Source organism: Nonomuraea sp. NPDC050680, from assembly GCF_040654555.1.
Lineage (GTDB): Bacteria > Actinomycetota > Actinomycetes > Streptosporangiales > Streptosporangiaceae > Nonomuraea.
Genome location: NZ_JBFAIF010000005.1, coordinates 242,524 through 265,396, shown reverse-complemented (window position 1 = coordinate 265,396; position 22,873 = coordinate 242,524). Strand labels below are relative to the sequence as shown.

Below are 22,873 nucleotides of genomic sequence, written 5' to 3'. Positions count from 1 at the left end.
ATTGTATGGGGACTTAACAGATTTCATCCCGTGAACGAGCAGAGGATTTCGGCTAGCCGCTAAGGACGCGGCCGACCATCCGGGCGTACATCCGGCCCGGGCTCGGCGACCTGTCCAGGAAGCCGGGCAGCATGGGCAGCCCCACGGCGAACGGTTCCAGCCGCTTGTACAGCGTGTTGGCGTCGGCGGGACGGTGGCCCGGCGTCTTCTCCAGCAGCCCGGCCAGGAGCGCGCCCAGCGCGTCCGGCAGGCCCGGAATCGCGGGCGGGCGCTCCTTGACCTGCTTCTCGAAGACCACGTAGTCGGTCGGCCCGGTGAACAGCTGCCGCCCGGTCAGCATCTCGTGCAGCACGCAGCCGAGCGCGTAAAGGTCGCTGCGCGGCTCGGCGACCCCGTGCTGGATCTGCTCGGGAGCCATGTACGCGGGCGTGCCGAGTATCTGGCCGATCCTGGTGAACGTGGTGACGTCGGCGTCGCGCAGCAGGGCCAGGCCGAAGTCGAGCACCTTCACGCTGCCGTCGGGACAGAGCATCAGGTTGGTCGGCTTGAGATCGCGATGGCAGATCGACAGGGCGTGGGCGGCCGACAGGACCGCGCATGCCTGGGCCGCGATCGCGGCGGCCCACGGCACGGGCAGCGGGCCGTGCTCGCTGACCACGTCGGCCACCGTGACGCCCTCGATGAACTGCATCACCTGGTAGAGGCGCTGCTCGTGGGCGCCGAAGTCGTAGAGCACCGGGGCGCCAGGATGCTCCAGCCGGGCCAGGATGCGGGCTTCGCGGATGAAGCGGCGTTCGAGCTCCTCGTCGGGGCCGCCCGGCAGGTGCAGCAGCTTCACGGCCACCCGGCGATCGAGGTGGCGGTCGTGGCCCGCGTAGACGGCGCCCATCCCACCCTGACCGAGCGGGAGATGGTCGAGCACATAGCGGTCACCGATGACCATTTGCCCCTCCCAGCCCCGCCTTTTCCCGGAAAAAGCTACACCGTCAGGACTGCGGACGCAGGTGGCCGTCGGTCAGGCCGTCGAGACCGAGGCGGATCAGCGCCTGGCCGAGAGCCGAGGTCTCGCGCAAGGCGTCTTCGAGCACGGCCAGTTGCCGGAAGGCTTCGCCGTAGGACTTCTGCTCCTTGAGCGAGAGGCGGGGCAGGCGGGTGCGGCGCACGTCGAAGCGGCTGGAGCCGGTGGTCGCGCGCCCGCCGGCGGCCCGCAGGTGGCCGGCCAGGAAGTCGGGGTCGAGCCGGCGCGCGTCGACCCGGTAGAGCGTCAGATGCGGGCCGAGCACGCAGCCGCCTTCGGTCATCACCCGCACGCTGGAGTAGGACGCGACCACGTCGCCCGGCTGGACCGGGACGAGCCCCTGCTGCGCCGGAGCCCGGCCGGAGGCGCCGCCGCCGCCGGTCACGTCGTCGGCGGTGAGCATCGGCAGGTCGCCGCCGCCGGTCGCCATCTTGGGCGGCGCCTGCAGCGTGGTCAGCAGACCCTCTTTGATCAGGTCGCCGACCGTGGTGACGGGCTGGTCGAGCGGCTCGTCGAGCACCTTGAGATCGGGCGGAGTGGCCGCGGCGGCCAGGAACCGGTCGCGCGCCTCGGTGAACGCCCGGCCGAGGTCGTCGCGGCGCTGGTGGCGGGCCGGGGTCATGTCCACCTCGTCGGCCAGCAGGTCGATGATGCGTACGGTCTGGTCGGAGCGCTCGTCGAGGTAGGCCCGCCACGCGGGATCGACGATGGACAGGTCGGCTGTGGCGTCGACGATCAGCACGTCGGAGGGCGGGCGCTCGCCCGCGGCCGGGCGGCGCAGCAGCCACAGGTCAGAACCCGTCAACGCGATCACGGCCCGCAGGGCGCCGGCGCGCAGCAGGTTGGCCCGGATCCGCCGCCCCGCCTTACGGCTGGCCGCGGCCGGGGGCATCAGCACGGCCACCATGCCGCCGGGCCTGACGTGGGTGAGGCAGTGCTGGACCCAGGCCAGCTCGGGCTCGCCACGGGGCGGCAGGCCGTACTCCCAGCGGGGGTCGCCGGTCAGCTCCTCGTAGCCCCAGGCCCGCTCGTTGAACGGCGGGTCGCAGACGACCGCGTCGGCCTTCACGCCCGCGAAGCCGTCGTGGCGCATCGAGTCGCCGGGCACGACCGCCGCCTCGGCGCCGCGCAGCCGCAGCCGCGCGGCGGTGATGACCGCCGAGGTCTCGCTGAGGTCCTGGCCGAGCACCTTGACCGCCCCGGAGTTCAGCAGGAGGGTGCCGACGCCGCAGGCGGGGTCGAGGATCGTCGCGTCGTCGGTGCGGACCAGGCCGACCATCAGCTCGGCCACGTCGTCACGCGTGACGGACAGCTGCCTGGAATGCGCCTCCAGGTAGCGCTCACAGAGGAATTCGTAGGCGGTGAGCGGATCGTGCTGTTCGGCCAGCTCGGCCACCAGCCCGGCCAGCTCGGGCTCCAGCTTGCTCTCGCCCGTGGTCAGCAGCACGCCGGCCTGCGCGACCAATTCGCCCAGCCGCAAATCGCCGGCGGCTTTCAGGCGTTGCCACACGCGATCACCCAGCGAGACCTGGTAGGACTTCCCATAGCGCCGCAACCATGACTCGACCTGGCGCAGCGAGAACAACGGTTGATTGGCGGTGCCGCCGATGGGCAGAGGGAAGTCGTCGTGGCGGCGGCGCCAGTTGCTCACCGCGGCCCGCCCGACACCGGCGAGCCGGGCTATGTCCCCGGCGTTCACGGTCGGGTCGTGGGTCATGTAGCCCACAGTAGTTCACAAGAGTCTTCAGTGCATCTGCTTGTGAAGTCTTTCAACCAATGATTTACTGCTGGGTATGAAGCACAACATCCGCTATGCCGCCGGATCAGACGTGGGCCGCCGCAGGGAGCAGAACGAGGATTCCGGCTACGCGAGTGGCCGATTGCTCGTGGTGGCCGACGGAATGGGCGGACACGCGGCCGGCGAGCTGGCCAGCTCGGCCGCGATCGCGGTCATGCGCGAAATGGATGCCACGCTTCCCGAGACGGGCTCGGACCTGGAGGCAGGCCTGGAGGGTGCCGTGCACGAGGCGGCCCGCAGGCTGGTGGAGCTGGCCGACATCGACCCGGCGCGCAGGGGGATGGGGACCACCGTGACCGCCATGCTGTGGGACGGTTACCGGTTCGCCCTTGCTCATCTTGGTGACTCCCGCGGATACCTGCTGCGCGATGGTGCTCTCTACCAGATGACCAAGGATCACACACTTGTGCAGTCCATGGTGGACGAAGGACGGATAACGGAGGATCAAGCGGCCGTGCACCCGCGCCGGTCGATGGTGCTGCGCGTGCTGGGCAGTGAGGGCAGAGCGGAGCCCGACATGGCGCTGCGTGAGGCCGAGCCGGATGATCGCTACCTCCTCTGTTCGGACGGGCTGACGACCGTCCTCGGGCCCGAGGTCCTGCACGAGGTGCTGACCACGGTGACAGACCCGGCGGCGGCCGTCCAGCGGCTGATCGACCTGGCCAACGAGGGCGGCTCGCCGGACAACGTGACCGTGATCGTCGCCGATGTGGTGGCGCCGGGCGCGGGCGACGAGCAGATCTTCCGGGTGGGCGCGGGGGCCTGAGGACGATCACGCCTGGTACGGAGCCTCAGGAGTCCCACCAGTCACATAGCCGAAATTTCGCCTCATAGGTTGACACTTTCCCGGTGTTCGGCGCGCGCATGGGATCTCCCTATTACAGTCCATCCTGATCTGCCGGTTTTTCTGGGAGGAGTGGGCTCTGGACCCGATCGCGGAGAATCTGCTGAAAGAGGTGCGTGGGGAAGTCGGCTACCGCGAGAAGGGCGGCCAGCTCACCAAGTTCGGACAGTGGTACGCGGATCGCGTCAAGGACCCGCAATACCGGGACGCGCCGTGGTGCGACATGTTCATCGCCTGGGCGGCCGACAAGGCCGGGGTCGGTGACTACGTCGGCCAGTTCGCCTGGACCCCCTCGCACGCGTCCTGGTTCATGAAGCAGCGCGCCTGGTCCCAGCAGCCCGAGCCCGGAGCCCTCGTCTTCTTCGACTGGGGCGGCGGCAAGAGCTACAAGGGCGTCGACCACGTCGGCATCGTCGAGCGGGTCGACGGCAAGAAGATCCACACGATCGAGGCCAACGTCGACCACGTCTGGCTCAAGCGCAAGTTCCGTGACACGGACAAGGTCGTCGGCTACGGCTTACCCCGCCTGGTGAAGGCCAACGCCACCCTGAACGAGATCCGGACCACCGAGCAGCCGCTGGCCCGCCAGCCGGAGCCGGTGTCACAGGGATCGCCGATGGACGTCCTGGGCTCCCCGCTGGCCCTGCTCACCGTGATGGTGCTCACCACGGTCGCGATCTCCTTCCGCCTGGCGGGCCGCCGCCGCGGCAGCCACACCAAGCCGGAGCTGCGGGCCGCCGCCGCCGAGAAGAGGGCCGTCGAGAAGAAGGCTGTCGAGGAGAGGGCTGTCGGGAAGAAGGCGAGGTCCGCCAGCTACGCGGAGGCGCCACCCGAGCCGGTCCGGGTGGGTGGTCCGCCCGACCCGGACGAGACTCCCGCGCCGGCCAGAACGCTCGTGGCCGCCCACCGCTCCACCACCCGCCGCAATCCGTACGAGCGGCCCTGACCGCTACAGGTCGCTGACGACCTCCCGAACCAGCACCCGGCTGTGACGTCGGCGTCCGCATGCCGGATTACTGCCCGCCTGAAACCTTGGGATTTAGTAGGACGTCCTAGTATCTTGTAAGAGGACCCCTCACAAAGGAGTGATCAGGCGTGCACGTTCCGGCGTACCCAGTCCGTTTCGTGACCGCCGCGGCGCTGTTCGACGGCCATGACGCGGCGATCAACATCATGCGGCGGATCCTCCAGTCGCAGGGGGCGGAGGTCATCCATCTCGGGCACAACCGATCGGTGGACGAGATCGTCACCGCCGCCGTCCAGGAGGACGTCCAGGGCGTGGCGATCAGCTCCTACCAGGGCGGCCACGTGGAGTTCTTCAGCTACCTGGTGGATCTGCTGCGCGAGCGCGGCGCCGGGCACGTGAAGGTCTACGGCGGTGGCGGCGGCGTCATCGTCCAGGACGAGATCGACCTGCTGCACTCCCGCGGTGTCACCCGCATCTTCTCGCCGGAGGACGGCCAGCGGTACGGCCTGCCCGGCATGATCAACAAGCTGATCGAGGAGTGCGACGTCGAGCTGGACGGCCTTCCCTCGGTCGAGGCCGTCGGCTCCGGCGACCAGGCGGCCCTGGCCAGGGCGATCACCCTGATCGAGTCGGGCCGCGCCCCGGCCGAGCTCCTGGACGGCCTGCGCGCCGGTCCCGGCTCGGGCGACGGCCGCGCTCCCGTGCTCGGCATCACCGGTACGGGCGGTTCCGGGAAGTCATCGCTCACCGACGAGCTCGTACACCGCCTGCGGGTGGACAACGACGACAAGCTGCGCGTCGCCATCATCGCGATCGACCCGACCCGCAGGCGCGGCGGGGGAGCGCTGCTCGGCGACCGCATCCGGATGAACAGCCTCGGCCCGCAGACCTTCTTCCGCTCGCTGGCCACGAGGGGCGCCGCCAACGAGGTCCCCGTCTGCCTCGACGACGTGACCGCCGCCTGCCGGGCCGCCGGATACGACCTGGTCATCGTGGAGACCCCGGGCATCGGGCAAGGCGACGCCGGGATCGTGCCGCACGTGGACGTGCCCATCTATGTCATGACCCCGGAGTTCGGCGCGGCGTCCCAGCTGGAGAAGATCGACATGCTCGACTTCGCCGAGGCCGTCGTGATCAACAAGTACGAGCGGCGCGGCGCCGAGGACGCTCTGCGCGACGTCCGCCGCCAGATGGTGCGCAACCGCGCGGCCTTCGGGGTCGCGCCCGACGACATGCCGGTGTTCGGCACGATAGCCGCCCGCTACAACGACGCCGGTGTCACGGCGCTCTATCACCACCTGAAGACGCTGCTGGCGGACAGGGGCCTGCGGGCCGGGCCGGGCCTGCTGGCACCGGTGCGCGGCCGTACATCCCAGGTGGCCGCCGCGATCGTCCCCCCGGCGCGGGTCCGCTATCTGGCCGAGATCGCCGAGACCGTCCGCGACTACCACGCGGAGACGCTCGCTCAGGCGGAGGTGGCCCGCCGCCGCCAGCAGCTCACGGCCGTCCAGGCCCTCCTGGACGACGGCGCCGACGGTACGGGCGACGGCGACGGTACGAGCGGCGGCGCCGACGGTACGCGCGGCGGTCGGCCCGGCCCGGGCCGGACCGATGGCAGGCTGGCCGAGCTCGCGGCCGAGGCCGAGCGGGAGCTGAGCGACGAGAGCCGCGCGCTCCTCGACGACTGGCCCGCCACCAGGGAGCGGTACTCCGCCGACGAGCTGGTCGTGAAGGTACGCGACCGGGAGATCCACACCCCTCTCTGGCGCGAGACCCTCTCGGGCAACCGCATCCCCCGCGTGGCCCTGCCCCGCTACACCGACCACGGCGAGCTGCTCAGGTTCCTGCGGAGCGAGAACCTGCCGGGCCGGTTCCCGTTCACGGCCGGGGTGTTCGCCTTCAAGCGGGACGACGAGGACCCCACCAGGATGTTCGCCGGAGAGGGCGACCCGTTCCGCACCAACAGGCGCTTCAAGCTGCTGTCCGAGGGCCAGCCCGCGACCAGGCTGTCCACCGCGTTCGACTCGGTGACCCTGTACGGCCACGACCCGGACCTGCGGCCCGACATCTACGGCAAGGTGGGCACGTCCGGCGTGTCCATCGCGACGCTCGACGACATGAAGGTGCTCTACGACGGGTTCGACCTGACGAGCCCCAGCACCTCGGTGTCGATGACGATCAACGGCCCGGCCCCGACGATCCTCGCCTTCTTCCTCAACGCCGCGATCGACCAGACCCTCGACCGGTTCGAGGCGGAGCACGGGCGCCGGCCGCACGAGGAGGAGGAGCGCGAGCTGCGCGCCCGGACCCTCGCCACCGTCAGGGGGACCGTGCAGGCGGACATCCTCAAGGAGGACCAGGGGCAGAACACCTGCATCTTCTCCACGGAGTTCTCGTTGCGGATGATGGCCGACATCCAGCAGTGGTTCACCCGCAACAGCGTCCGCAACTTCTACTCGGTGTCGATCTCCGGCTACCACATCGCCGAGGCCGGGGCCAACCCGATCAGCCAGCTCGCCTTCACCCTGGCCAACGGCTTCACCTATGTGGAGGCGTACCTGGCGAGGGGGATGCGGATCGACGACTTCGCGCCGAACCTGTCGTTCTTCTTCTCCAACGGCATGGACCCCGAGTACAGCGTGCTCGGCCGGGTGGCCCGCCGCGTCTGGGCGGTCGCGATGCGGGAGAAGTACGGCGCGGCGGAGCGCTCGCAGAAGCTGAAGTACCACATCCAGACCTCGGGCCGGTCCCTGCACGCCCAGGAGATGGACTTCAACGACATCCGCACCACGCTGCAGGCGCTGATCGCCATCTACGACAACTGCAACAGCCTGCACACCAACGCCTTCGACGAGGCCGTGACCACGCCGTCGGCCGACTCGGTGCGCCGGGCGATGGCGATCCAGCTCATCATCAACCGCGAGTGGGGTCTGGCCCGCAACGAGAACCCGCTCCAGGGCTCGTTCATCATCGACGAGCTCACCGACCTGGTGGAGGAGGCGGTGCTGCGGGAGTTCGAGCGGCTCTCGGACCGGGGCGGCGTGCTGGGCGCCATGGAGACCGGCTACCAGCGGGGCAGGATCCAGGACGAGTCGATGCTGTACGAGTCGCGCAAGCACGACGGTTCGCTGCCCATCATCGGCGTCAACACCTTCCGCAACCCACGCGGCGACGAGCCCCACCAGAAGAAGGTGGAGCTCGCCAGGGGGACCGAGGACGAGAAGCGGTCCCAGCTCGACCGCCTGCACGCCTTCCACGACCGCAACCGGACCGAGGCTCCCGTGGCACTGGCCCGGTTGCGGGACGTCGCCATGTCGGACGGCAACGCGTTCGAGGTATTGATGGAGGCGGCCCGCGTCTGCTCACTCGGCCAGATCACGGACGCGCTGTTCGAGGCCGGAGGACAGTACCGGCGCAACGTCTGAACCGGCCCAACGTTCTGAGTCAGCAGTACTTCGCGCCGTCGAACGTGCGGATGCCCCTGGGCACCGTGCTCCAGATGGTCCCCTTCGGGGCCACGGAGTGGCAGGCCCCATCGGAGCCGTGTGCCCAGACGATCTTCATGTTCAACCGGCGGCCGCATCCGTTGTAGGCGTAACCGGTCTTGTGGGCAGTGCCGGTCTTCTGCCAGACGCTCACGCAGGACGGGACCTTGCCCAGCGTGCTGGCCTGTGCGGGGGCGGCGGCCACCAGGCCGGCGGACGCGGCTCCGGCGATGACCAGGGCGGCGAACGACTTGCGGAGGGTGATGTTCATTGTCGTGTTCCTCTCTCGATGTGCTCGATCGATGTGCTCGATGAGAGGAAGGTAGGTCCGTAGGTGTTGAGGATCTGTTGAGGTTCTGTTCGGTCCTGTGGGCGTCGATAGGATTGCGGGTCGGGGCACTATCGCTAACTGGAGGCATTCATGGCTGACGTCACTTTCAAGGGCAACCCGATCACCGTGGGCGGGACCTTTCCGCAGCCTGGCGACCAGGCGCCCGCGTTCCGGCTGGTGGGCGGGGACCTCGCTGACACCACGCTGGCCGGTTTCGGCTCCGCGACCAAGGTGCTCAACATCTTCCCGAGCGTCGACACGGGCGTCTGCGCCGCCTCGGTGCGCCGGTTCAACGAGGTGGCCGCCGGGCATCCCGGCGTCGCTGTGCTGTGCGTCTCGGCCGACCTGCCGTTCGCGCAGAAGCGGTTCTGCGCCGCCGAGGGGCTCGAAGACGTGACCATGCTGTCGCTCATGCGGGGCCGCGAGTTCCTGCGCGACTACGGCGTGGCGCAGGAGAGCGGGCCGCTGGCCGGGCTGGCCGCCCGCGCGGTGGTCGTGCTCGACGGCGACAACCGCGTCATCTACTCCGAGCTGGTGCCCGAGATCACCCAGGAGCCCGACTACGAGGGCGCGCTGAGCGCGCTCAAGTAGGCCGGACCAGGCCGTACGCGGGGTCACCCCAGCGCCCGACCAGGCCGTACGCGGGGTCACCCCAGCGCCCCACCAGGCCGTACGCCGGGTCACCCCAGCGCCCGACCAGGCCCTACACCGAGCCGCCCCGGGTCTCAGTTCTTCCTGCCCACCCCGCAGAGGATGAGCGACGACTCGGGGCCGGCCGCGAGGTCGATCAGGTCGGCCTCGTCGGGGCGCCACTGCGGCAGCCAGGTCAGGCCCGGCTCGATCAGCTCGAACCCCGCCCACAACTCCTCGATCCGCCGGCGGGTGCGCAGGGTCAGGGGAGCGCTGGCCCGGCGATAGACCTCGGTGCCCTTGCTGACGGCGGCGGCGCGGGCGTCGCTCGTGCCGTGGGACATGACGACATAGCTGCCGGGGGCCAGGGATTCGCGGATGGCGGCCATGATGCGCAGGGGGTCGTCGGCCTCGCCGATGTAGTGCATGATCGCGACGAGCAGGACGCCCACCGGCTGGTCGAAGTCCAATGCCCCCACCACGTCCGGATTTTTCAACAGGTCGTGGGGATCGCGAAGATCGCCGTCCACCACGGTGATCCCTTCGCTGCCCGCCAGCAGCGCCCTGGCATGCACCAGCACGACGGGGTCATGGTCGACATAGACCACCCGCGACTCCGGCGCGACCGCTCTGGCCACCTCGTGGACGTTGTCCCGCGTCGGCAGACCTGTACCGATGTCGAGGAACTGGGTGACGCCGGCGCCGGCGAGGAAGCGTACGGCACGACCGAGGAAGGCCCGGTTGGCGCGGGCGGCGGTACGAACCTCGGGAGCCACCCGCAGCAGCCGTTCAGCGGCTCGCCGGTCGGCCGGGAAATGATCTTTCCCGCCGAGATAGTAGTCGTACAGCCGGGCGACGTTGGGCGTGTTCGGGTCGAAGCCCAGCGATTCTCGCTCCAACCAGCGATCCCCCGATCGATAGTTAACGATCTTTTCTCGGGATTCTACGGATTTGTGACCTGCCTTGGGGTGATATTCCCGCAGGCTGGGCGTTACTTGCCTTTAGTCCCTTTTGTCGTCCGGGTGGCGGTCTAAGGTGCGAGTGTGAGCCTCGACGACACCGGTGTACCCGTCCCCGTTCCCTCGAACGTCCGGCGGATCGTGTCGCTGGTACCCTCGCTCACCGAGTCCGTGGCCGCGACCCTCCCTGAGGCGCTGGTCGGCGCGACCGACTGGTGCTCGCACCCGGCGGACCTGGACGTGGTCAGGGTGCGGGGCACCAAGAACCCCGACCTCGACGCCATCCGGCGCCTCGCCCCCGACGTGGTGCTCGCCAACGCCGAGGAGAACCGGCAGCCGGACGTCGACGCGTTGCGCGAGGCGGGCCTCGCGGTGTGGGTCACCAGGATCGAGACGGTGGACGAGGCGTTCAGGTCGCTCGACCGGATGTTCCACTACGCCTGCCGGACCGGGCGGCCCGACTGGCTCGACCGGGCGGAGTCGGTGTGGGCCGAGCCGGTGGAGGTGCGCCGGACTGCCATCATCCCGATCTGGCGGCGGCCATGGATGGTGGTGGGACGCGACACGTTCACCGGCGATGTGCTCGCGCGGCTCGGAGTGGGCAATCTCTACGCCGGTCATGCCGAGCGCTATCCCAAGATCCCGCTGGCCGAGCTGGTGGCGCGAGGCGCCGACCTGGTGGTCCTGCCCGACGAGCCCTACGCGTTCAGCGCCGAGGACGGGCCGGAGTCGTTTCCCGGTCACCGGTGCGCGCTGGTGAGCGGACGCGATCTGACCTGGTACGGTCCCTCTCTCGTCCAGGCGCGCGACCGCCTCGTCCGAAGCCTGGACTGACAGAGGCCAGGCTCAGATCGAGCCGGGTTCCAGGATCAGTTCCTGGATGTCGCGGAGCGACAGCGTCACCGTGTAGAAGAACGGGAACGCGGTGATCACGAACAGAAAGAGGATCACCAGCGGCTTCAACGCCCGGAACAAAGAGCGCTCGAACCGATCCCTGCTCATCGGTCGCGCTCACCTCCTGAGAAGAACCGGAGATACAGGGCCAGGAACACGACCAGGACGACCGCCAGCACGATCGCCTGGGCGGCCGAGGCGCCGATGTCGTCGCGCGCGGTAAGGAAGTTGTAGACGCGCACGCTCACCGCCTCCGTGCCGGCCCCGCCGCCGGTGCGCGCTCCTACGTCCGGGGATATGCCGCACTTACCCCCGAGCGTGAAGGCGCAACTACGTAGGCGATTCCGAGACCCGTCTGTACTCCGTCTCTGTTCCGTCCCCAGGCTTTCTGGCGCGCCGATCACAGAAAGCGATCTCCAGGCGGGTTATGTCGGTAAGATCGCTTACCGGAAGACAGTCGGGGAGAAGCCCTAATTCGCTGGTTGCCGGCGGTGGCCGTCATTTGACTTAAGGGTTCCGGGAGAGCAACTATGGTATAGAAACGCCTACTAAACCTTTAAGTTGCGATTGATCATAAAGCGTAAGTGTGGGGAATGCGCGTCATCACCTTTGAAGAGCCAGGCCGTGTCCGCGTCAGCCTGGAGTCGCCCGCCGATCTTGAACCGGGTTGCGTGCGGGTTCGCACGATCTATTCGGGCGTCTCCGCCGGCACCGAACTGACCGCCTATCGCGGCACCAACCCCTATCTCACCCGAAAGTGGGACACAGAGCAGCGGCTGTTCCTCGACGGCCAGACGCACGCCTATCCGCTGACCGGCTGGGGCTACCAGGAAGTCGGTGAGGTGGTGGAGGCGGCGCCCGACGTCACCGATCCGCCGGTCGGCCACCTGGTCTGGGGCGTCTGGGGCCACCGGGCCGAGGCCGTGGTGCCCGCCGAGAGGCTGGTCGGCCACGGGCTGCCGCCGGACGCCGATCCGCTGAGCGGAGTCTTCGCCCGGGTGGGCGCGATCGCGCTCAACGCCGTACACGCCGCCGACGTGCACCTGGGCGACCAGGTCGCGATCTTCGGGCAGGGCGTCATCGGCCTGCTGGCCACCCGCCTCGCCGTGCTGAGCGGCGCCCGGGTGGTGGCCGCCGACGCCATCCCGGCCCGCCTCGAGCTCGCCAGGCGTTACGGCGCGGCCGAGACGTTCGACATCGCGTCCGGCTCCGTGGCCGAGTTCGTCCGCAAGCGGATCGAGGGCGCCGACACCGCCATCGAGCTGAGCGGCAGCCACCTGGGCCTGCAAGAGGCGATCAGGACCGTCCGCAAGGGGGGCAGGGTCGTGGCCGGCGGCTTCTACCAGGGCGAAGGCGTGGGGCTGCGGCTGGGCGAGGAGTTCCACCACAATCAGGTGCAGCTCGTCTCCTCCCAGATCGGCGGCGTCGCCTCCTGGCTCGCCCACCGCTGGGACGTCGAACGGCTGCAGCGCACGTTCATGGACCTCGTCCACGAGGGCCAGGTCGACGTGAGCGCCCTCGTCAGCCACGTCGTGCCCGTCGGCGACGCTCCCGGGGCCTTCGACCTGCTCGACAAGCACCCGTCCGAGGTGCTCCAGCTCGTCTTCGCCTTCGAGGAGGAGCCACTGCAACAGGAGCCACTGCAACAGGAGCCACTGCAACAGGAGCCACTGCAACAGGAGCCACTGCAACAGGAGTCACCGCAACAGGAGTCACCGCAACAGGAGGAGTCACAGTGAAGCTCGCGGCACAGGAGCAGCTGCTGCCCGGCCGTTCCCTGCAGGAGAAGTTCGCGTTCGCGACCGAGGCCGGGTTCGACGCGATCGAGCTGCGCGGGAAGGGGGACTTCCACTTCGCCAACCGCCTGACCGAGCTCAAGCGGGCGCTGGCCGACGGCGTGGTCATGCCGACGGTGTGCGTGGACATGCCGCACTTCATCGGCGACTTCGACCCCGCCAAGCGCACGGACGCGATCCAGCAGCTCCGATCGCAGCTCACGGTCATCGCCGAGCTCGGCGGCGTCGGGGTGATGACGCCCGCCTCCTGGGGACAGTTCTCGCGCCGCCTGCCGCCGTTCGAGCCGCCGCGCAACGCCGCGGAGGACCGCGAGGTGCTCACCGAGGCACTCGGGGTGCTCGGCGAGCACGCGCAGCGCAACGGCGTGCTGATCATGCTGGAGCCGCTCAACCGCTACGAGAACCACATGGTCAACACCCTCGCCGACGCCGTGTCGTACTGCTCGATGGACTCCATCAAGGTCGTCGGCGACACGTACCACATGAACATCGAAGAGGACGATCCCTGCCGCTCGCTGATCGAGGCGGCCCCCTACCTCGCGCACATGCAGATCAGCGAGTCCAACCGGAACGAGCCCGGAACCGGCCATCTCGACTGGGGCGCGCAGCTGGCCACGCTCGACGCCCTCGGCTATGACGGCTACCTCGCGCTCGAATGCCGCCTGCGCGGCGAGCCCGAGATCGTCCTGCCGCAGACTGCCGCCTTCATCAGGAAGTTCCTGTGATCCTCCGCGACGCCGTGCGCGTGCTGGTGGCCAACTGGGACGGCAGCTACACGGTTCCCTCCCGGCGTCTCTATCCCCACCAGTGGAGCTGGGACTCCGCCTTCGTCGCGATCGGCAACGCCCGCTGGTCCCCGCGCCGGGCCAGGTCGGAGCTGCTGGCCCTGTTCGGCTCGCAGTGGCGTGACGGCAGAGTGCCGCACATCGCGTTCAATCCCAGGGTGCCCGAGGGCGCCTACTTCCCCGGCCCAGAGTTCTGGCAGTCACGGGCCCCGTCCGGCTCGGCGACCTCCGGCATCGTGCAGCCGCCCGTGCACGCCCTGGCCGCCTGGCAGGTGTACCTGGCCGAGCCGGACCCGACCTTCCTGCGCCGGCTCTATCCCCGGCTGGTGGCGCAGCAGCAATACCTCCGCACCGCGCGGCGCTCTCCCGAGGGGCTGATCTCGATCGTGCACCCGTGGGAGTCGGGCATGGACAACAGCCCGGCCTGGGACGGTCCGCTGGCCGCCGTCGACGCGGGGTCCGTCGCGGTCACGCGCCGAGATCTGGACACCGTCAGCGCCGACGAGCGGCCCACCGACCTGGACTACGAGCGCTACATCGCGCTCGCCCGTGCCTACCGCGACACCGGCTACCGCCGGGCCGGCGCGTTCTGCGTCGAGGACCCGCTGTTCAACGCCGCGTACGGCGTGGCGGAGCTGACGCTGGCGAAGATCGCGAAGGTGTGCGGCGGCGACCCGGAGCCGCACCTGCGCGAGGCCGCCGCGGTCACCGAAGCCATGGTCGAGCACCTCTACGACGACGGCCTGTTCCACTCCCGCGACGTGCTCACCGGCTGCCCGATCCGTTCCAACAGCGCCGCCGGGCTGGTGCCGCTCATGCTGCCCGACCTGCCGCGCGACATCGTCAACGGGCTGATCGGCACGGCACTCGACCGGTTCGGGTTGAAGGACGGCGTGCTGCCCAGCTTCGCGCCCGCAGCGCCGGAGTTCGACCCGGCGCGTTACTGGCGCGGGCCGAGCTGGATCAACCTGACCTGGCTGGTCTGGCAGGGCCTGCGGGACCGCCGCCCGGACCTGGCGGGTCCGCTGGCCGACGGCATGATCAGGGCGGTCACCGAGTCCGGTTTCCGCGAGTACTTCGACCCGTTCAGCCTCCAGGGACACGGCTGCCGCGACTTCAGCTGGTCAGCCGCGCTCATCCTCGACGTGGTCGCGGAGCACGGCCTGGACGGTATGCCTCCTACGGGCGGCGAGATCGGCCAGGAGCTGGGGGGCCTCGGCGAAGCCGACGACATCGGTGATCAGGTGCTCGCGTAGCAGGTCGCCCCGCTGCCTGAGCAGCGCGATCGTCTCGTACGACAGCCGCTCCCGGTCCCAGGCGTGGGCCAGCCCGCGCGGCACCCGGCCGATCTGGGCGCAGCGTAGCGACAGGCCGTTGTGGTGGAACTCCTCACCCAGTCGCACCTCGTCGGCGCCGTCGGTATAGAAGGCCAGGTCGATCACCGTGCCCTGCGGCCTGAGCAGCTTCAGCGCCATGGCGAGGGCGCGGGGCCTGCCGCGGCACTGGAAGACCACGTCGGCGCCGCGGTCACTGGGCGCGTGCCGCCAGCGTCGCTTCAGCTCGATGGCCGGGTCCTCGTCGAAGGCCAGGCTCCCGGCGCCGAGCGCCACGGCGATGTCCAGCCTGGCCGGGGTCTCGTCCACGACCACCACCTCCGCGGCGCCGTACGAGAGGGCGAAGGAGGCGGTCAGCAGGCCGACCACGCCCGCGCCGACGACGGCCACGCGCCGCCCGCGTACCCCGTCACCGAGGTCCGCGACACCGGGACCGTGCAGGTCGGTGGCCGCGTGCAGCAGCCCGTTCGCGCAGATCGGCCCCATATGGGCGACGAAGACGCCGAGCATCGGGTCGAGGTCGCCGGGCAGCTCCACAAAACGGTCGTTCATCGGGTCGGCCACGTAGCCGGTGCGGTGCCCGTAGGCCATAGCGACCAGCGCGCCCTCGCGGACCGCCCGGGTGCGCGTCTCGACCACCCGGCCCACCTGCATGTACCCGATGCCGCGCACCGGATAGCCGATCGACGGGGTGCCCTCGGCGAACAGCCCGAGCGCCGGATCCCAGGTCGCGGCCAGGTAAGGGTTGCTGCCCTTGACGTAGGTGAGCTCGGTGCCCGCCGAGATCCCGCTGTGCGTGGTAATCACCCGGAACCCGCCCTCGGACACGGCGCCGAGCTTCTCCGCCACCAGCCTGACCTCGCCGGGCGCCTCTATGCTCAGCACCTCACCCATCGAGCGTCGTCACCGGCTTCCGTGACGCCGCGGACCGGGCCAGGGCGAGCGCGAGCCGGTGGGTCTTCAGCGCCTCCCGGTACGGCACACGCACGTCGGCCTCCTTGCCCTGTACCGCGTCGATGAAGGTCCGGTCCACCCGCACCTTCGCCGCCCCGCCGTCCTGGACCGTGGTCTCGCCGTCCACCAGCAGCCGATCCTCGCTCAGGTCGAGCGAGACGCCCTCGGCATGCACCTCCAGCCCCGCCCGGTGCTTGCGCGCGAGCAGGCTGGTCGCGGCGAGCAGTCCCGCCGCGCCGCCCGCGAACCGCAGCACCGCCGCCGTGGCCCGGTCGACCTCTCCGTCGGTGTCGTTGTCGGCCGGTACCGCATGCACCATCGTCACCTCGCCCACCAGGACTCTGGCCAGGTCGAGGACGTGGATGGCCTGCTCGACCAGCTGGCCACCCGACATTTCAGGCTTCAGCCACCAGCCGACCGGCGGTACCTTGTCCAGCCAATGGCCCAGCGCCAGCCGTACTGGACGGTCGCCCAGCACTTCGCGTGCCTGGTCAACGATGTCCAGGTAACGCCAATGATGTCCGACGGCCGAGGGGAGGCCCCGGCGATCGATTTCATCGGCGATCTTTTCCGCTGTCGAGAGGTCAAGTGAAAGCGGCTTTTCTACAAAAATCGGCAGATTGAACTCTAGGACCTCCTTTTCCGGGTTACCGTGCGCAAAAGGAGGCACACACACATAGACAGCGTCCAAACCGCCGGCATCCAGAAGCTCGGTATGGCTGCTGTAGGCAGGGGAGCCATACCGCGCGGCCAGAGCCCCGGCCCTTCGGGGATCTGTGTCGGCGATCCCCGCGATCACCACGTCGGAGAAACCGGACAGGACATCCGCGTGGCGAGCAGCGACATTTCCGGCACCGATGAAGCCGACCCGCGTGATGGGGAACACAGACCGGCTTATCCCACATTTACGGAGAATGAAACAAACATGTTCGAGGATGCATCGTCGGGGCAGATGTCGCCAACCTGACCAGATGAGATCGGGGCTAACCGTATGGAGACAGATCTGCGCGCCTTGGCCAGGGTCCAGGACTGGTACGGACCCCACTCGAGCGTCGCAGCCGAGTGGCCGGTAGAGGCGCTCCTCCGGGCCAAGGGACGGACCACGATCAGTGTCATCCTGCCCGCTCGCGACGAGGAGCGGACGGTCGGCGAGATCGTCACCGTGCTCCGTCGCGACCTCGTCCAGCGGGCGCCGCTCGTGGACGAGATCATCGTGGTCGATTCGAACTCCACCGACGCGACCGCCGCCAGAGCGGCCGCGGCGGGGGCCCGCGTGGTGGCGCAAGGCGCCGTTCTCTCGCATCTGCCGCCGCTGAGCGGCAAGGGAGAGGCGCTGTGGAAGGGGCTGGCGGCCTCCAGCGGGGATCTCATCGTGTTCGTGGACTCCGACCTGCGTAATTTCGGCTCGCACTTCGTCTCCGGGCTGCTCGGGCCGCTGCTCGCCGACAATGCCATCCAGTTCGTCAAGGCCGCCTACGAGCGGCCCTTCACCGGCGCGGACGGGGTGGCGTGGCGTGGCGGGGGCGGGCGGGTGACCGAGCTGGTCGCCAGGCCGTTGATCAACATGTTCTGGCCGGAACTGGCCGGTTTCGTCCAGCCGCTCGGCGGGGAGTACGCCGCCCGCCGCGCGGTGCTGGAACGGGTCCCGTTCGTCACCGAGTACGGGGTGGAGTTCGGGCTGCTGGTGGACCTGCTCGAGCTGGTCGGGCTGGACGCGATGGCCCAGGTGGACCTGGGTGTCCGGGCGCACGGGCACCAGGCCATGCCCGCGCTCGGCCGGATGGCCGGCCAGATCATGCTCACCGCGTGGTCGCGGCTGGAACGCCAGGGCCGCGTGCTGTCCGCCACCTCCCCGGACCACCGGCTGCTGCAGTTCGGGCTCGACGGGCAGGTCGACCTGGTGGATATGTCCGTGGCGGAGCGCCCGCCGCTGGCCTCCCTCGCCGTCGAGGACGTGGCATGAACGTCCTGGTGAACGCCGGGCCGTGGCTGCGGGTGCCGCCACCGGGTTACGGCGGGATCGAGAACGTGGTGGCCACGCTGGTCCCCGCCCTGCGCGAGCGCGGGGTGCGGGTGGTCCTGGCCTCCGTGGGATCGAGCACGCTCGAGGTGGACGAGCTGATCAGCGTCTTCGACGAGGGCCAGTTCGCCGAGCTGCAGAAGCCGTACAACCAGGTGATGGGCCTCGCGCACGCGCACCAGGCCCGCGTGGCGCTCGAAATCGGCCGCCGCGACGACCTCGACCTCGTCCACGACCACCTGGAGGTGGTCGGCCCGGCCGTGCTGTCCGCGCTCGGGGGCCCGCCGGTCCTGCACACCCTGCACTGGGACCTGCGCAAGCACGCCGCCTTCTATGGGGCCTTCCCGCGGTCGATCGCGGTCAACGGCGTCTCGAACTCCCAGCTCGCCCGCGCGCCCGACGCGCTGCGCGCCGCCTCGCTCGGCGCCATCCACCTGGCCACCCCGCTCGCCGACCGCGATATGCGAACCGAACGAGGCGAGCACCTCGTCGCGATGGGCCGCGTCTGCGGGCTCAAGGGCACGCACGTGGCCGCCAGAATCTGCCAGAAGCTCGGCCTCCCGCTGGTCCTCGCGGGCCCGGTGAGCGGCCTGAACACCCCCGCCGAGCTGGAGGCCGTCGTCCAGGACCCGGACCATCCGCTGAACGGCCACCCCGACGTCCGCTACCACGTCAACGCGGTCACCCCTTACCTCGACGGCGATCTGGTCAGATGGGTCGGCTCCGTAGGGGGCGAGGCCCGCGACCACCTGTACGCCTCGGCCCGCGCCGCCCTGTTCCCCATCCAGTGGGACGAACCCGGCGGCACCGCCGTCGTCGAGGCCCTCGCCCTGGGCGTGCCGCCCGTGGGGCTGCGCCGCGGCTGTCTGCCCGAGATCATCGACCACGGCCGGACCGGGTTCCTCGCCGACACGGAGGAAGAGCTGGCCGAGTGGGTGCTGCGGGTGGCGGAGATCGACCCCGAGGAGTGCCGCCGGGAGGCCCGCCGCCGTTTCTCACCGGCCGTCATGGCCGACCGCTACCTGGAGCTGTACGCGGAGGTAAGGAGGTACGAGGGGATCAGGAGAACCCGCGCGGCAGCACGGTGACGGGACACGACGACGCCCGCAGCACCTTCATCGCCAGTTCCCCGAGGAACACCCGGTGCGGCTGCGCGTCCTCGCTGGCCGCGCAGACCAGCAGCTCGCCCGGCAGCCAATCGATCGCCTCCAGCGCCGCGGTCACGTCGTGCCCCTCGGCGATCTCCGTCTCGGCCTCGATCCCGCTCGACTCCCATGCCAGTCGTACGGCCAGCGCCAGGTCGTCCCCGAGCCGGCCCGGATCGTCCGTACGCAGGTCGAGCGTGATCAGCCGGAGCGGCACCCCGAGCCGGAGCGCGGCCTGCGCGACCCGCTCGACGGCCTCGTCACACTGCGGGCGATGGACGTAGGCGAGCGTCAGCCGCGAGGGCTCACCCGGCGCCCGGTAGCCGGCGGGCGTCAGCATCACCGCCTCGGACGACAGGTGGAGCAGGCTGTCGGACGTCGCCCCGATCGAGATGCGCCCGGCCTGCCCGCCGCCCGCCGAGCCGGCCACGATCAGATCGGCCTTGATCCGGCCGGCCAGCACCGACAGCCCGCGCCCCGCGCCCCTGCTCTCGAACGCGATGTACTCGGCCGGCACCCCGCCGAGCTCCTCCGCCGCGTGCGCCAGGCCGGCCTGCGCCTCGACCGCCAACCCCGGGCTGCCGGGCGGGTAGATGGCGGCCACGGTGAGCTCGCCGCCGGTGACTCGCGTGATCGCGGCACCCAGGGCGAGAGCGTCGTGCCCCCCTGACTCGCCGGTATAGCCGACGACCACGTGCTCTCCGATCACGATTACCTCCCTACCCGCTCTGAACTGGGACCACGCGATCTGCCGGACCTCTCCTAGGGGGATCGGCAGGCCTCTCAGCTGAAGATCGGGCGATCGTCCGGACCTTTGGCCGTTCGGCGGAGGCGGCGAGCGGTGATCGTTCGTAGGGTTATGTCCATTACCCGTTCACGGATTGGACACCTGTTGTACCGCGACATCGTCGACTTCGCCCTCTCCACGCCCGCGTGGCTGCACACTCTCGCCGAGAAGGGCACCGACGCCGGGCTGTTCCTCTTCGCGGCGCTGTTCGCGCTGTGCTGGTGGCGGGCGAGGAACGCGCCGGCCCGAGACCTGGCCATCACGATCGCCGGACCCGCCGGTGTGGTGTGCGCGTACGTCCTCAGCGAGGTGGTGAAGACCTTCGTCAGGGAGGACCGGCCGTGCCGCGGCGGGATCCCGACGATCGCAGAATGCCCGTCCCCGAGTGACTGGTCGTTCCCGAGCAACCACTCCGTCATCGCCGCCGGCGCCGCCGGGGCGCTCATCCTGGCCTGGCGCGCTCTGGCCTGGGTGGTGCTCCCGCTGGCGGCGGTGATGGCGTTCTCGCGGGTGTTCGTCGGCGTGCACTACCCGCACGACGTGGCCGCGGGCTTCCTGATCGGCGTGGCGCTGGCCCCGCTCTTCACGCTGCTGCTGGTGGGGGCCGTCACGCCGATGGTACGGCTGGCGCGAAGCCGTCTGTCGCCGCAACGAGCCGACTGACGATGCCCGGCTCGGTGGCGGCGTGCCCGGCGTCGTCCACCACCTCGAACCCCGCTTCCGGCCACGCCTTGTGCAGGTCCCAGGCGGTGGCCATGGGCGTGCACACGTCGTAGCGGCCCTGCACGATGACGGCGGGGATGTGGCGGATCCGGTCCACGTTCGCGATCAGCTGCCCGGGTTCGAACCAGCCCAGATGCGTGAAGTAGTGGTTCTCGATCCGCGCGAACGCCAGCGCCATCTTCTCCTCACCGAACTCCTCGACCAGCCCGGGATCGGGCAGCAACGTGACCGTGCTGCCCTCCCACTGCGCCCATGCCTTGGCCGCGGCCAGCCGCGCGTCGGGATCGTCCCCCTCCAGCCGGGCGCGGAAGGCGGCGATCAGATCGCCGCGCTCCTCGACGGGGATCGGCGCGACGAACGACTCCCACACGTCAGGGAAGAGGCGGGAGGTGCCCTCCTGGTAGAACCAGCCCAGTTCGTCGGGGCGGAGGGTGAAGATGCCGCGCAGCACCAGCTCGGTGGTCCTGTCCGGATGCGTCTGCGCGTACGCCAGGGCCAGCGTGCTGCCCCACGACCCGCCGAACACCTGCCACCTGTCGATGCCCAGGTGCTCGCGCAGCCGTTCCATGTCGGCGACCAGATGCCAGGTGGTGTTGGCTTCCAGCGAGGTGCCAGGGTCGCTGGCATGCGGCAGGCTACGACCGCAGTTGCGCTGGTCGAACAGGACGATGCGATACAGCTCCGGGTTCCACTGGCGGCGGTGCTTGGCGCTGCACCCGCCACCGGGGCCGCCGTGGAGCATGACCGCGGGCTTGCCGTCCGGATTGCCGCAGACCTCCCAGTAGATCTGGTTACCGTCACCCACGTCGAGCAGGCCCGAGTCGTAGGGCTCGATGGCGGGATACAGGTTTCTCATGCGCGCTCCTGTGGTTGATTCCTTCCGGAACTTAGCCGATACGGCCTGCTCTCGCCTGGTGCCGATCACCGAAGATCAGGGTGAGGTATGGAGCTGGTGACGATCGATGGCATCCGGGACGCGGCGGAGCGCATCAAGCCGGTCGCGGTGCGTTCGAGGGCCGGACGGTCCTGGTGCTGTCCGGCGGCAACGTCGACCCGGACCTGTTGCGCGAGGTCGTCCAAGCCAGGTCGTCTTAGACGTCCAGTCGTCTAGGAAGTCCACTCATGGCGGGCAAGGAACGACCGGTCCCCGGTGGCGTACTCCTGAAAAGCCCGCCGCACCTCCGCCAGCTCGGCCACCATCGTCCGCGCCAGCGCCTCCTCCTTGTACTCCAGCTCGTAGCCGGGGGAGACCTGGATGAAGTGGCGCCCGAAGTTCACCAGCGTGACGAACGGGTTCTGCGGCGACATGGTGGCCAGCACGTCGTGCACCAGCCCGAGGTCCGGATCGTGGACGATCATCCCGTCACCGGTGTGGAGCTGCATGCCCTCGTAGACGCCGAGCGGCGCCACGTTGTGCACGAGATCGCGCTGCGGGTCGTAGCAGACGAGCCCATGAGCCCGCGCGACGGTGAACACCTGGGCCGACATCTCGTCCATCGTGTCGAGGTCCATCGTCACCAGCACATGCCCCGGATAAACCGTGACCACGCCGGGCAGCTCCTTGGCCACCTCCGGCACGTCGCCCGCGACGGGTTCGCTCTTCTTGACCGCCAGGTAGGCGGCCCGCGCCTGATCCCTGCTGATCGGCGCGGACTCGTCCCAGACCATCAACTCAACGCTCACCCGCCCATCTTGTCGGATAGAGCAGCAGTTGGTGGCGCTCACCCCCGCACAAGCGGGAACGCCCACCTTCATGACCGCGTCTAGCGCGGCTTCTCGGACTCCGGAACCAGCTCCGCCGTGCAGTGAGCGCATCGGCGAGCCTCAAGGGGGATGTCACTCAGACATTCCGGGCACTGCCGGGTCGTCGCGGCCTCGTTCTTGTCGAACAGGCTGATCAGCCGGTTCATCGGCAGCACGATCAGCCAATAGACCACCGCCGCGATGATCACGAAGGTGAGCAGGTGGTTGAGGAAGTCACCGTACTTGAACTGGCTCCCGTTGACGGTGAAGGAGTATTCGGCGAAGTTCGGCTGCCTCCCCCCGGTGACCGCCCCGATCAGCGGTGTGACCAGGTCGGCGACCAGCGCCTGCACGAGTCCGCTGAAGGTGGCGCCGACGATCACCGCGATCGCCAGCTCGACGATGTTGCCGCGTAACAGGAACTTCTTGAATCCGCCCATGGCTTGGGTAAATAGCCAGGCAAGGAATGGTCAAACCCTGCCCTGCCGCTACGGGCATATATCCATTCCCTCTACGTGGGTCGCCTCTGACCCCGCGCCGTCAGGGGCGGCCCACCGGCGGGAAGCGTGCGAAGCCGTCTGGTGGGAAGGACCTGTGATCAGCCAGGGCCGGACGCCTCCTTCGAGGCCGGGCTTGTCCGGCGAAGCGAGGGAACGGAAC

22 protein-coding genes are annotated in these 22,873 nt (G+C 69.5%); 10 read left to right on the top strand and 12 right to left on the bottom strand.

The window, feature by feature from the left end; translation table 11 throughout:
• Positions 1–52 precede the first annotated feature (52 nt).
• On the bottom strand, positions 53–943 hold the full coding sequence (locus AB0H88_RS21160; RefSeq protein WP_357646841.1) for a serine/threonine-protein kinase: 891 nt from the start codon (positions 941–943) through the stop codon (positions 53–55).
• A 43-nt stretch (positions 944–986) separates the two neighbouring features.
• The gene (locus AB0H88_RS21155; protein WP_357646839.1) at positions 987–2,735 is read right to left on the bottom strand and encodes an N-6 DNA methylase; all 1,749 of its coding nucleotides are present in this window, start codon (positions 2,733–2,735) and stop codon (positions 987–989) included.
• Between the two features lie 76 nt (positions 2,736–2,811).
• Here AB0H88_RS21155 and AB0H88_RS21150 point away from each other — a divergent pair, with 76 nt between their 5' ends.
• From AB0H88_RS21150 to icmF, 3 genes are all read left to right on the top strand, one after another.
• Positions 2,812–3,582 carry a protein phosphatase 2C domain-containing protein gene (locus AB0H88_RS21150; protein WP_357646837.1) on the top strand — a complete coding sequence of 257 codons (771 nt, stop codon included), beginning with the start codon at positions 2,812–2,814 and terminating at the stop codon, positions 3,580–3,582.
• A gap of 190 nt (positions 3,583–3,772) precedes the next feature.
• A complete protein-coding gene (locus AB0H88_RS21145; protein ID WP_357646835.1) occupies positions 3,773–4,606 on the top strand; it encodes a CHAP domain-containing protein in 834 nt (277 codons plus the stop codon).
• Between the two features lie 149 nt (positions 4,607–4,755).
• Positions 4,756–8,052: a fused isobutyryl-CoA mutase/GTPase IcmF gene (icmF, locus tag AB0H88_RS21140; RefSeq protein WP_357646833.1), complete on the top strand. Its 3,297-nt coding sequence runs from the start codon at positions 4,756–4,758 to the stop codon at positions 8,050–8,052.
• Between the two features lie 19 nt (positions 8,053–8,071).
• Here icmF and AB0H88_RS21135 read toward each other — a convergent pair whose 3' ends face one another.
• On the bottom strand, positions 8,072–8,383 hold the full coding sequence (locus AB0H88_RS21135; RefSeq protein ID WP_357646831.1) for a hypothetical protein: 312 nt from the start codon (positions 8,381–8,383) through the stop codon (positions 8,072–8,074).
• 150 nt (positions 8,384–8,533) lie between these two features.
• On the opposite strand from AB0H88_RS21135, the gene tpx reads away from it, so the two are divergent.
• Positions 8,534–9,034, top strand: coding sequence for a thiol peroxidase (gene tpx, locus AB0H88_RS21130; protein ID WP_357646829.1), 501 nt, complete (start codon positions 8,534–8,536; stop codon positions 9,032–9,034).
• Between the two features lie 134 nt (positions 9,035–9,168).
• On the opposite strand, the gene AB0H88_RS21125 is transcribed toward tpx, so the two are convergent.
• Positions 9,169–9,972 (bottom strand): SAM-dependent methyltransferase, encoded by an 804-nt coding sequence (locus AB0H88_RS21125; RefSeq protein WP_357646827.1) that lies wholly within the window; start codon positions 9,970–9,972, stop codon positions 9,169–9,171.
• A gap of 144 nt (positions 9,973–10,116) precedes the next feature.
• Here AB0H88_RS21125 and AB0H88_RS21120 point away from each other — a divergent pair, with 144 nt between their 5' ends.
• The gene (locus AB0H88_RS21120; protein ID WP_357646825.1) at positions 10,117–10,866 is read left to right on the top strand and encodes a helical backbone metal receptor; all 750 of its coding nucleotides are present in this window, start codon (positions 10,117–10,119) and stop codon (positions 10,864–10,866) included.
• Positions 10,867–10,878: 12 nt separating this feature from the next.
• On the opposite strand, the gene AB0H88_RS21115 is transcribed toward AB0H88_RS21120, so the two are convergent.
• Both AB0H88_RS21115 and AB0H88_RS21110 read right to left on the bottom strand, forming a co-directional pair.
• A complete protein-coding gene (locus AB0H88_RS21115; protein ID WP_357646823.1) occupies positions 10,879–11,034 on the bottom strand; it encodes a hypothetical protein in 156 nt (51 codons plus the stop codon).
• Positions 11,031–11,174, bottom strand: coding sequence for a hypothetical protein (locus AB0H88_RS21110; RefSeq protein WP_357646821.1), 144 nt, complete (start codon positions 11,172–11,174; stop codon positions 11,031–11,033). Before AB0H88_RS21110 ends, AB0H88_RS21115 begins: the two co-directional genes overlap by 4 nt.
• A 423-nt stretch (positions 11,175–11,597) precedes the next feature.
• On the opposite strand from AB0H88_RS21110, the gene AB0H88_RS21105 reads away from it, so the two are divergent.
• Both AB0H88_RS21105 and AB0H88_RS21100 read left to right on the top strand, forming a co-directional pair.
• On the top strand, positions 11,598–12,665 hold the full coding sequence (locus AB0H88_RS21105; protein ID WP_357646820.1) for a zinc-binding alcohol dehydrogenase: 1,068 nt from the start codon (positions 11,598–11,600) through the stop codon (positions 12,663–12,665).
• Entirely contained in the window at positions 12,662–13,447 is a 786-nt protein-coding gene (locus tag AB0H88_RS21100; protein WP_357646818.1) for a sugar phosphate isomerase/epimerase family protein, read from the top strand. The genes AB0H88_RS21105 and AB0H88_RS21100 overlap by 4 nt, the downstream gene beginning before the upstream one ends.
• A 1,184-nt stretch (positions 13,448–14,631) precedes the next feature.
• Here the strand turns inward: AB0H88_RS21100 and AB0H88_RS21095 are convergent.
• Positions 14,632–15,735, bottom strand: coding sequence for a zinc-binding alcohol dehydrogenase (locus AB0H88_RS21095; RefSeq protein ID WP_357646816.1), 1,104 nt, complete (start codon positions 15,733–15,735; stop codon positions 14,632–14,634).
• Positions 15,728–16,681: a Gfo/Idh/MocA family oxidoreductase gene (locus tag AB0H88_RS21090; RefSeq protein WP_357646814.1), complete on the bottom strand. Its 954-nt coding sequence runs from the start codon at positions 16,679–16,681 to the stop codon at positions 15,728–15,730. Before AB0H88_RS21090 ends, AB0H88_RS21095 begins: the two co-directional genes overlap by 8 nt.
• A gap of 105 nt (positions 16,682–16,786) precedes the next feature.
• On the opposite strand from AB0H88_RS21090, the gene AB0H88_RS21085 reads away from it, so the two are divergent.
• Positions 16,787–17,758, top strand: coding sequence for a glucosyl-3-phosphoglycerate synthase (locus AB0H88_RS21085; RefSeq protein WP_357646812.1), 972 nt, complete (start codon positions 16,787–16,789; stop codon positions 17,756–17,758).
• Entirely contained in the window at positions 17,755–18,903 is a 1,149-nt protein-coding gene (locus AB0H88_RS21080; protein WP_357646810.1) for a glycosyltransferase, read from the top strand. Before AB0H88_RS21085 ends, AB0H88_RS21080 begins: the two co-directional genes overlap by 4 nt.
• On the opposite strand, the gene AB0H88_RS21075 is transcribed toward AB0H88_RS21080, so the two are convergent.
• Positions 18,875–19,669 (bottom strand): universal stress protein, encoded by a 795-nt coding sequence (locus AB0H88_RS21075; protein ID WP_357646808.1) that lies wholly within the window; start codon positions 19,667–19,669, stop codon positions 18,875–18,877. The two genes, AB0H88_RS21080 and AB0H88_RS21075, sit on opposite strands and share 29 nt — an antisense overlap.
• A 183-nt stretch (positions 19,670–19,852) precedes the next feature.
• Here AB0H88_RS21075 and AB0H88_RS21070 point away from each other — a divergent pair, with 183 nt between their 5' ends.
• Complete coding sequence (locus AB0H88_RS21070; RefSeq protein WP_357646806.1) at positions 19,853–20,410, top strand: phosphatase PAP2 family protein; 558 nt, start codon at positions 19,853–19,855, stop codon at positions 20,408–20,410.
• On the opposite strand, the gene pip is transcribed toward AB0H88_RS21070, so the two are convergent.
• The 3 genes from pip to mscL all read right to left on the bottom strand — a co-directional run bounded on the left by pip (position 20,355) and on the right by mscL (position 22,653).
• Positions 20,355–21,326, bottom strand: a complete 972-nt coding sequence (pip, locus tag AB0H88_RS21065; protein WP_357646805.1) for a prolyl aminopeptidase — start codon at positions 21,324–21,326, stop codon at positions 20,355–20,357. The two genes, AB0H88_RS21070 and pip, sit on opposite strands and share 56 nt — an antisense overlap.
• Before the next feature lie 251 nt (positions 21,327–21,577).
• Positions 21,578–22,153, bottom strand: a complete 576-nt coding sequence (locus AB0H88_RS21060; protein ID WP_357646803.1) for a hypothetical protein — start codon at positions 22,151–22,153, stop codon at positions 21,578–21,580.
• An 80-nt stretch (positions 22,154–22,233) separates the two neighbouring features.
• The gene (gene mscL / locus AB0H88_RS21055; RefSeq protein WP_357646801.1) at positions 22,234–22,653 is read right to left on the bottom strand and encodes a large conductance mechanosensitive channel protein MscL; all 420 of its coding nucleotides are present in this window, start codon (positions 22,651–22,653) and stop codon (positions 22,234–22,236) included.
• Between the last annotated feature and the right edge of the window lie 220 nt (positions 22,654–22,873).

Coding starts and splice junctions, on each gene's coding strand:
- AB0H88_RS21160 (WP_357646841.1), bottom strand. CDS start 943: ATGGTCATCGGTGACCGCTATGTGCTCGACCATCTCCCGCTCGGTCAG.
- AB0H88_RS21155 (WP_357646839.1), bottom strand. CDS start 2,735: ATGACCCACGACCCGACCGTGAACGCCGGGGACATAGCCCGGCTCGCC.
- AB0H88_RS21150 (WP_357646837.1), top strand. CDS start 2,812: ATGAAGCACAACATCCGCTATGCCGCCGGATCAGACGTGGGCCGCCGC.
- AB0H88_RS21135 (WP_357646831.1), bottom strand. CDS start 8,383: ATGAACATCACCCTCCGCAAGTCGTTCGCCGCCCTGGTCATCGCCGGA.
- tpx (WP_357646829.1), top strand. CDS start 8,534: ATGGCTGACGTCACTTTCAAGGGCAACCCGATCACCGTGGGCGGGACC.
- AB0H88_RS21115 (WP_357646823.1), bottom strand. CDS start 11,034: ATGAGCAGGGATCGGTTCGAGCGCTCTTTGTTCCGGGCGTTGAAGCCG.
- AB0H88_RS21095 (WP_357646816.1), bottom strand. CDS start 15,735: ATGGGTGAGGTGCTGAGCATAGAGGCGCCCGGCGAGGTCAGGCTGGTG.
- AB0H88_RS21085 (WP_357646812.1), top strand. CDS start 16,787: ATGGAGACAGATCTGCGCGCCTTGGCCAGGGTCCAGGACTGGTACGGA.
- AB0H88_RS21080 (WP_357646810.1), top strand. CDS start 17,755: ATGAACGTCCTGGTGAACGCCGGGCCGTGGCTGCGGGTGCCGCCACCG.
- pip (WP_357646805.1), bottom strand. CDS start 21,326: ATGAGAAACCTGTATCCCGCCATCGAGCCCTACGACTCGGGCCTGCTC.
- mscL (WP_357646801.1), bottom strand. CDS start 22,653: ATGGGCGGATTCAAGAAGTTCCTGTTACGCGGCAACATCGTCGAGCTG.